This window comes from Trueperaceae bacterium (assembly GCA_031581195.1).
GTDB lineage: Bacteria > Deinococcota > Deinococci > Deinococcales > Trueperaceae > SLSQ01.
This window is the reverse complement of record JAVLCF010000102.1, coordinates 1-8,447: the sequence shown is the minus strand read 5'-3', so window position 1 is coordinate 8,447 and position 8,447 is coordinate 1. Positions and strand designations below refer to the sequence as shown.

General features: G+C 74.7%; 10 protein-coding genes. 7 read left to right on the top strand and 3 right to left on the bottom strand.

The features are described from left to right. The 7 genes from RI554_09260 to RI554_09230 form a co-directional block, all read left to right on the top strand. Positions 1-618: FtsX-like permease family protein (locus RI554_09260; GenBank protein ID MDR9392201.1), on the top strand; the 618-nt coding region annotated here is incomplete at its 5' end. A 13-nt stretch (positions 619-631) separates the two neighbouring features. Further along, the gene (locus RI554_09255) at positions 632-1,426 is read left to right on the top strand and encodes an outer membrane lipoprotein-sorting protein (protein ID MDR9392200.1); all 795 of its coding nucleotides are present in this window, start codon (positions 632-634) and stop codon (positions 1,424-1,426) included. After that, positions 1,414-2,652, top strand: a complete 1,239-nt coding sequence (locus RI554_09250; protein ID MDR9392199.1) for an FtsX-like permease family protein — start codon at positions 1,414-1,416, stop codon at positions 2,650-2,652. The genes RI554_09255 and RI554_09250 overlap by 13 nt, the downstream gene beginning before the upstream one ends. Beyond that, positions 2,649-3,368, top strand: coding sequence for an ABC transporter ATP-binding protein (locus RI554_09245; protein MDR9392198.1), 720 nt, complete (start codon positions 2,649-2,651; stop codon positions 3,366-3,368). Before RI554_09250 ends, RI554_09245 begins: the two co-directional genes overlap by 4 nt. Then, positions 3,365-4,459, top strand: a complete 1,095-nt coding sequence (locus tag RI554_09240) for a hypothetical protein (protein ID MDR9392197.1) — start codon at positions 3,365-3,367, stop codon at positions 4,457-4,459. The genes RI554_09245 and RI554_09240 overlap by 4 nt, the downstream gene beginning before the upstream one ends. 1 nt (position 4,460) lies before the next feature. Continuing rightward, entirely contained in the window at positions 4,461-4,922 is a 462-nt protein-coding gene (locus tag RI554_09235) for a hypothetical protein (protein ID MDR9392196.1), read from the top strand. 94 nt (positions 4,923-5,016) lie between these two features. Then, positions 5,017-6,480, top strand: a complete 1,464-nt coding sequence (locus RI554_09230; protein ID MDR9392195.1) for an SDR family oxidoreductase — start codon at positions 5,017-5,019, stop codon at positions 6,478-6,480. A 3-nt stretch (positions 6,481-6,483) separates the two neighbouring features. Here the strand turns inward: RI554_09230 and RI554_09225 are convergent, their stop codons facing one another. The 3 genes from RI554_09225 to RI554_09215 all read right to left on the bottom strand — a co-directional run. Beyond that, positions 6,484-7,431 carry a polyprenyl synthetase family protein gene (locus tag RI554_09225; protein ID MDR9392194.1) on the bottom strand — a complete coding sequence of 316 codons (948 nt, stop codon included), beginning with the start codon at positions 7,429-7,431 and terminating at the stop codon, positions 6,484-6,486. Between the two features lie 22 nt (positions 7,432-7,453). After that, complete coding sequence (locus RI554_09220) at positions 7,454-8,101, bottom strand: redox-sensing transcriptional repressor Rex (GenBank protein ID MDR9392193.1); 648 nt, start codon at positions 8,099-8,101, stop codon at positions 7,454-7,456. After that, positions 8,101-8,447, bottom strand: a 347-nt coding sequence (locus tag RI554_09215) for an SPOR domain-containing protein (protein MDR9392192.1), incomplete at its 5' end; no start/stop codon positions are given. The genes RI554_09220 and RI554_09215, both read right to left, overlap by 1 nt.

Sequence of the window (8,447 nt, the reverse complement as noted above, 5' to 3'; positions counted from 1 at the left end):
GACGCCCGCGCCCTCGCCGGGGTCGACGGCGCGACCGAACTCGCCCTCGACGTCCCCCGTGGCCGCGAAGCCGCCGTCGCCGCGGCGGTCACCGACCGCCTCCCCGAGAACGTGCGTGCCTACGGCATCCTCGAGCAGATGGGCGAGCTCGCGCGCGGTCTCGCCGCGGAACGCGTCTCGATGATCCCCATCGGCCTCCTCTTCAGCCTGTTCGGCGCGATTGCGGTGACCTCCAGCCTCGTCGTTTCGGTGATGGAACGCACCCGCGAGTTCGGCGTGATCCTCGCCCTCGGCCTCGACCACGCGCGGCTCGCGTGGATGGTGGTCCTCGAAGCGGTCCTCGGGACGCTCCTCGGGTACGGCGTCGGCGCGGTCCTCGGGTACGGCCTGCTGTACCTCCTGCACGAGGTGAACGTCCTCGGTCCGTTCTTCACCGGCGTCTACGGCGACTTCCTGTCCGGCCTGGCGCTCGGCGACGACATTCGCGCCGACCTCCGGCTCGAGTACCTGGCCTACGCCGGCGTCACCGTCGCGCTCGCCGCCCTCTTCGCCGCCCTCACCCCCGCCCGCCGCGTCGCTCGGCTCGTCCCGGCCGAAGCGATGCGCGCCAACGATTGAGGAGTTCACGACGATGCCTCACGCCATCCAGCCGACCCGACCGACCGCACACTGCGTCCGCATCGCCGCCGTCCTCGCCGCTGCACTCCTGAGCGGCGGAGCCCTCGCGCAGGGGGCCACGACGCCGTCGGACGCCGACGCGATCCTCGAGCGCATCGTCGACAACCTGCGGGGTGGCGGGCAACGCGCCACGGTCGTGATGCACGTCGAGCGCGCGGACGGCACCGACCGGTACGTCCTCGAGACGATCGCCGACGGCGGCGAACGCTCTCTGACGCGCGTCGTCGAACCGCCCCGCGAAGCGGGGCGCGCGTTCCTCGTCGACGGGGACGCCCTGTTCGTGTACGCCCCCCGGGTGGGCCGCAGCCTACGGCTGCCCCCCTCGGGGCGCAGCGACGGCTTCCTCGGGAGCGACCTGTCGTACGACGACCTCGCCGGGGACGAGGTCCGCGACGATTACGACGCCCGCGTGCGCGAACGGACCGACGACCGCATCACGTTGTCGCTGGTACCGCGCGCGGGCGCCCCGACGCCGTACGGCGAACTCCGCTTCACCGCGAGCCTGCCCGACCTGACGCCCATGGACCTCACGTACTTCGATCAGCGCGACGCCCCCGTGAAGCGCCTCACCCTCAGCGACCCGCGGACGTTGGAGGACGGCCGGACGGTCCCCACCCGCTTCGAGGTCGTCGACCTCACCGAGGGGGGCGGCCGGACCGTCGCGACGTGGGAGGACGCCACGTTCGACGTCCGTCCTCCCGACCGTTGCTTCACGCTCGAGGCGCTCGAGACGGGGTGCCGCTGGTGATCGCGCTCGCGTGGCGCAACCTGTGGCGGCAACGGCGCCGCAGCCTCGTCACCGCCGGCGCGGTCGGGGCGGTGGTGCTGCTCAGCGTCGCGTACTTCGCGTTGGGGGGCGCGGCCGAGAACGGCCTCTACCAGACCCTCACCGAGCGCGGCGGGCACGTGATCGTGACCGTCCCCGGCGCGCGGGACGCGACCCGCTTCGACGCGACCCTGATCCGCGACGCGGAGCCGATCCTCGCGACCGTCCGCCGCGAGGCGGACGCCGCGCTCGCGGCGCCGCTGGTGCTCCCGACCCTCGACGTCCCCGCCCTCCTGTCGGGCGCGGCGCGCTCGCGCGGGGTGGCGCTCCACGCCCAACCGTGGCCGGACGCCGCCCGCGCACGCCGGCTCGGCGACGCGCCCCTGAACGGGCGGTTCCTCGAGGCGAGCGGCGAGATCGTGCTGGGCGCCAGCCTCGCGCGCGCCCTCGACGTCGAGGTCGGCGACGAGGTCGTCGCCTACGCCCCCGGCGGCGAAGGGTACGGCGTCGCGGCATACGCCCTGGTCGGTACCGTCGATCTCGCGGACCCCGGGGCGGAGATCGCGGCGGCGTGGACGACGCTCGAGGACGCGCAAGCGCTCGCCGCGCCCGGCGCGGTGCAGCGCATCGAGGTGCACGGGACGTCGCTCCGACGGATCGACCAGGACGACGCGAGCGCCGCACTGGCGTCGGCGTTGGCGGAGGCGCTGCCGGACCTCCAGGTGGAGGACTGGCGAACGGCGAACCCCGCCACCCAACGCCTCCTGGACGCCCTCGACCCGCTGATGTTCGCCGTGTCGATCCTCTTCTTCGTCCTCGCGGGGTTGTTGATGCTCAACACCGTGTACCTGAGCGTGATGGAACGCATCCGCGAGTTCGGGGTCCTCCACGCCCTCGGGGCGGGGGACCTGCGCGTCCTGGGCATGATCGCGACGGAGAGCATCCTACTGGCGGGGGTCGGGGCGGCGGTCGGGACGGCCGGTGGGTTGGCGTTCGTCGCCGCCTACGCCGACGGCGTCCGCATTCCCGGGCTCGAGTCGTACTACGCCTCGTTCGGGCTCGACCCGGTCTTCTACCTCTCCGTCGATCCGGGCCAGGTCGCCTTCGCGGTCGGCTTCGCCGTCCTCACCGCCGTCCTGGCGGCGGCGTGGCCCGCGGTGATCGCGGCTCGGATCGAGCCGGTCGACGCGATGAGGTTCCAAGCGTGAGCGCGCATCCGCTGTACCGCGTGCGCGACCTGCGCAAGAGCTACCGCGTCGGCGACGTCACGACGACCGCCCTGAACGGCGTCGACCTGGACGTGACGGCGGGCGAGTTCACCGCGATCGCGGGGCCGTCGGGCAGCGGCAAATCGACGCTGCTGCACCTCATGGGGGTCCTCGACCGGGCCGACGCCGGCGAGGTGTGGCTGAACGGGGGGCGCATCGATCGTCTCCCCCGCCGCGCCGCGGCGCGCCTGCGCCTCGCCCACCTCGGGTTCGTCTTCCAGGCGTACAACCTCGTGCCGGTCCTCTCCGCCCTCGAGAACGCCGCGTTCGTCCTGGAGTTGCGGGGCGAGGCCCGCGCGACGCGCGAAGCGAAGGCGCGCGCCGCCCTCGCGCGCCTCGACATGGAGGGCTTCGCCGACCGCCGACCGAACCAACTGTCCGGCGGGCAGCAACAACGCGTGGCGATCGCTCGCGCCATCGCGGCGGACCCGACGATCGTCCTGGCGGACGAACCCACCGCGAACCTCGATTCGCAGGCCGGCGCCGACCTGATCGACCTCATGCGGCGCCTGAACGAGGAGGAGGACGTGACCTTCGTGTTCAGTACGCACGATCCCCGCCTGCTCGACCGGGTCGACCGCATCGTGCGCCTCGAGGACGGACGCGTCGTCGACGACGGCGTCGCGGACGGCGACGCCCCGCGGGGGACGCCGTGACCGCCGCCGGACGCCACGGTGCGGCCCTGGCGCTCGCGCTCGTCGCGCTGCTCCCGACGGGGGCGGCGCAGGACGTGCTCCGCGTGGAGCTGGAGGCCCGCCTCGCGCCGGAGGTCCCCCTGAACGATGCGGGGGTCGACGCCGTCGAGCTCGATGCGGGCGCCACCGCCCGGGTCGCGTTCGGCGTGGAGGTCGCCGACGCCCTCACGCTCGCGATGGAGGCCGCCCCGACCGTGACCCGCGACCCCGCGACGGGTGGGGCGACGGTCCGGCACGGCCTGCAGGAGGCCACCGTCGCGCTGGAGGGCGGCGCGTGGCGGGTCCGCGCCGGCCTGCAGCGCCGTCCGCTGGGGGAACTGCGGCTCGCGCCGGCGGTCACGTTGGACGTCCCGCTCGCGAGCGGCGACCCGCGCGGGGCGTGGGGCGTCCGCGTCCGCGGGTACCTGGGCGACGCACGGATTCGGGCCGGCGTGGCGTGGCCGGCCGGTGCGGGGAACGACCTCACGCCGACCGGCGCCGGTGGGGGCGCGGTTCCGGGCGGCGGCGTGTCGGTCCGCATCGACGGCGAGGCGACCCTCGAGGCGCACCTGCTGCGCGGCTCCGCCGTCGACGGTGCGGGCCGCACCGCCCGCCTGGCCGCCGGGGCGACCGCCTCCACGACCGTCGGGGGGCAGGTCGTCTACGGCGAAGCGTGGGTGCTGCAGGCCCCCGCCGCCGTGCGCGGTGGGGTGGGCGCCTCCGGGTACGCCGGCGCGTGGCTCTGGACCGCGGAAACCCACGTCGCCCCGCCCGGTGGGGGTCTGGCGCGCACCCCCGCCCCGGCGGACGGTTCGGTGGACGGGTTCGTCGACGGGAGTCGTCCGGCGGTCCGGGCGTCCGCCTCGCGGGCGGTCGGCGCGCGCGGCCGCCTCGAGGCGTCGGCGGGGGTCGCTTGGCCCCGGACCGAGGGGGCGCGCGCTGCGCGGTGGGACGCCGGCGCGTCGTGGACGCGGCCGAGCGGCGACGCGGACCTCGTGCTCGACGCCGGCGTGCGGGGCGGCCCCGACGGCCGGACCCTGCGGACGAGGCTGACGCTCCGGACGGCGTTCTGACGTGACGGTCGCGGCGTTCTGGCGTCGAAACCGAGCGATCGGGCTGCAGTTGTTCGGGTGGGCGGCGGCGTCGATGGGCGTGGCGCTCGCGTTGGCGATGGGCGGCCCGACGCCGTTCACCGCGGCGGTCGCCCTGCAGTTCGCGGTGTGGGGCGCGATCGACGCCGCGATCGCGGGCGCCGGCCTGCGCGCGCACGCCGTGAAGCGGGCGGCGGGGGCGGCCGCCTCCCTCGAGGCCAGCGAGGCGGAGCGCCGCCGGACCCGCCGCCTGCTGCTCGTGAACGCTGGCCTGGACGTCGGCTACCTCGCCGTCGCCGCGGCCCTGGCGACGATCGGGGACCCGGGCGACGCCCGCCGTGGGCACGCGCTCGGCGTCGCGATCCAGGGCGGCTTCCTGCTGCTCTTCGACGCCGGGCACGCCGCCGGCCTCGCTCGGTCCCTCCGGACCCCCGGTCCGGCGTGAAGGGACGCCCGTTCGCAGCCTGGCCCCCCGTCGCGGGACGGCGCCCGGGTCACGATGGGGGCATGGACCCGGACGACGCACGCGGGCGGACGCCGTGAGGGTGCTGGTGACCGGCGCGACCGGGTACCTCGGGGGGCGCCTGGTGCCCCGCCTGCTGGAGGCGGGCTACGCCGTGCGGTGCCTCGTTCGCGACGCGGAACGCCTGGCGACGAAGCCGTGGGCGGACGACGTGGAGGTCGTCGAGGGGGACGCCCTCGATCCGGCGTCGCTCCGCGGGGCGTTCGACGGGTGCGCGGCCGGGTACTACCTGGTGCACTCCATGGGGCATCGCGCCGAAGGGTTCGAGGATCGCGACCGCCGGGCCGCCGACCACGTCGCGGCGGAGGCCGCCCGCGCCGGGGTCGGGCAGTTGATCTACATGGGGGGCCTGGGGGACGCGGCGCAGGGCATGAGTCGGCACCTGGCGTCCCGCCAGGAGACCGGCCGCGTCCTGGCGAGCCACGGGGTGCCGGTCACCGAGTTCCGCAGCGCGATCATTGTGGGGAGCGGCTCGATCTCGTTCGAGATGATCCGCTACCTCACCGAACGCCTCCCGATCATGACGACGCCGCGGTGGGTCACGACGCGAATCCAACCGATCGCGGTGCGCGACGTCCTCGCCTACCTCCGGGAGGCGCTCCGGCACCCGCCGGAGGGCCACCGCATCGTGGAGATCGGGGGGCCGGACGTCCACACCTACCGGGAGCTCATGGAGATCTACGCCGACGCGCGGGGGTTGCGCCGCTGGATCGTCCCGACGCCGGTGCTGAGTCCACGGTTGTCGAGCTACTGGATCAATCTCGTCACGCCCATCCCGGCCTCCATCGCCCGGCCGCTGGTCGATGGCCTCACCAGCGAAGTCGTCGTCCGCGACCCGGTGCCGGCCCGCCGCTACGACGTCGCGCCGATCCCCTACCGCCGTGCGGTGGAGTTGGCGCTCGACCGCACGGCGCAGGGGGCGCCCCTGACGTTGTGGAGCGACGCGATGTCGGCGGTACCGCGCGGGACCCCACCGAGCGACAAGTGGGCGGACGAGGAGGGCATGCGCCTCGATCGCCGCGTCCGGACGGTGGCGGCGCCCCCCGACGCGGTCTGGAACGAGGTGACGCGCTTGGGTGGGGAGAACGGCTGGTACGCCTACGACGGCCTGTGGCAACTCCGTGGCATCCTCGACCGGTTGGTCGGGGGGATCGGCATGCGGCGGGGGCGCCGCGACCCGCGCCGCCTCGCGGCGGGGGACGCCCTCGACTTCTGGCGGGTCGAAGCGATCCGCGAGGCGCGCTCGCTGCAGTTGCGCGCGGAGATGAAGCTACCGGGGCGGGCGTGGCTGCGCTTCGACCTGCAGCCGACCGAGGACGGCGGCACGACCCTGCAACAGACCGCCTTCTTCGAGCCGCGGGGGTTCCTCGGGTGGGCCTACTGGACGCTGGTCGCGCCGCTGCACGGCCTCATCTTTCCGGCGATGGCGCGCGAGATCGCGCGCCGCGCGGAGGCGCGGCGGGAGGCGAGCGCCGCGTAGGCGTCAGTCGAGCCGCGCGAGTTCGCGTTCGGCGAGCTCGATCAGAGCGCGCTTGGCGTCGCCGTCCGAGAACGGTGCGAGGGCGTCGGTGGCGGTGCGCACCTCGGCGCGGATCGCGTCGCGCGTGACGGCGTCCGCGTCGTGCTCGGCGACGAGGGCGCGCATGCGCTCCACGTCGCCGTCGCGACGCGCGTGACGGCGCACGATGTCGGCGGCCTCCTCCACGCCCCGCTCGATCAGGACGAGCACCGTGTGCGTGACCTTGCCTTCGCGCAGGTCGCCGCCGACCGGCTTGCCGAGCGTCTCGGGGTCCCCGAGCAGGTCGAGTCGGTCGTCCTGCATTTGGAACGCGCGGCCGTACGCCATCCCGAACGCCGCGAGCGCCTCGCGCCGCTCGGGCGGCGCGCCGGAGAGGAGGGCGGGCCCCTCCATGGCGGTGGCGAGGAGTTCGGCGGTCTTGCCCTCGATGACGTTGCGGTAGTGCCGCTGCTCCCACGTCTCGAGGGTCGCCATCTGGAACTGCAGGACCTCGCCCTCGCAGATGCGGGCGGCGGCTTCGGACATGCGGTGGGTGAAGCGGGGGTCGCCCGAGCGCGCGAGCAGCATCAGGACCCGCGCGAGCAGGAAGTCGCCCGACATGACGCTGACGACGTTGCCGTAGCGGCGGAAGGCGGCCTCCGCCCCGCGGCGGGTGTCGGCGTCGTCGATGAGGTCGTCGTGCAACAGCGACGCGGAGTGCAGCAGTTCGACGGCGAGGGCGACCTCCATGCCGACGTCCTCGTCGGCGCCGACGAGATCGGCGGCGAGGAAGGCGAGGGTGGGGCGGAGCCGTTTCCCGCCGGCGGAGACCAGGTCCTCCCCGATCGCTTCGATGAAGGCGACGTCGCTGCGGACGACGTCGGCGATGCGGCGTTCGAACGCCGCCAGGCGGTCGGCGAGGGGGGCGCTCATCGCCGGGGAGGGTACCCCGACGTCAGCCTGCGGCGCGCTCGTCATCGGATTTCTCGGCATGGAGGGCGTAGGAAACGCGTTTGAGGCCGGCCAGGAAGTCGATCGCTTCGACGTGCACGCCGGCGGGGGGATCGAGGACGGTCGACGCGAAGTTCACGACGCCGCGCACGCCGGCGTCGGCGAGCGCCTCCGTCGCGGCCTGCGCGCCCTCCCCCGGGACCGTGAGGAGGGCCACCTGCACGTCGAGTTCGCGGGCGCGGGTCGGGAGCTCCTCCATGGCGTACACCGGGACGCCGGCGACGACGGTCCCGATCTTCGCCGGGGCGACGTCGAAGGCGGCCCGCAGACAGAAGTTGTAGCGCGCCATGTTCGGGTAGTCCGCCAAGGCGCTGCCGAGCCGCCCCATCCCGATGATCGCGACGTTCCAGGCGGTCTCGAGGCCCAGGATGCGATGCAGTTCCGTGGCGAGCGCGTCGACGTCGTAGCCGGCTCCGCGCGTCCCGAACCGCCCGAAGTACGCCAAGTCCTTGCGGACCTGGAAGGCGGAGACGTGCGCTTCGCGGGCCAGGTCGTCGCTGGATGCGCGGGCGACGCCCTGGTCGGCGAAGGTGTCGAGGACGCGGAGGTAGGTGACGAGCCGCCCGACGGTGGCGCTGGGGATCGACGGCATCAGCGGTTGAAGTACTCCAGTCCCGCCCCGTCCAGCACGGTGCGCGCATCCTCGAGGGCGGGGCCCTCGAGCGGTCCGACGACGACCTTCACGAGGCCGTCCTCGCGCACGACGTTCGGCGCCAGCCCGAGGTCGCGGAGGTCCGCCAACAGCGGATCGGCGCTGGCGTCGTCCTCGAACGCGCCCAGCTGCAGCGTGCGGGCGCCCCCGCCGGCGGCCGGCGCCGCCGGCGCCGGGTCGGGGTCGGGCGCCGGGTCGGGGTCGGGCGCCGGGGTGGCGTCCGCCGCGGGGGTCGCGTCGGGCTCGAAGCGGTACACGAGCGGTTCGATGCCGTAGTCGCCGGCGC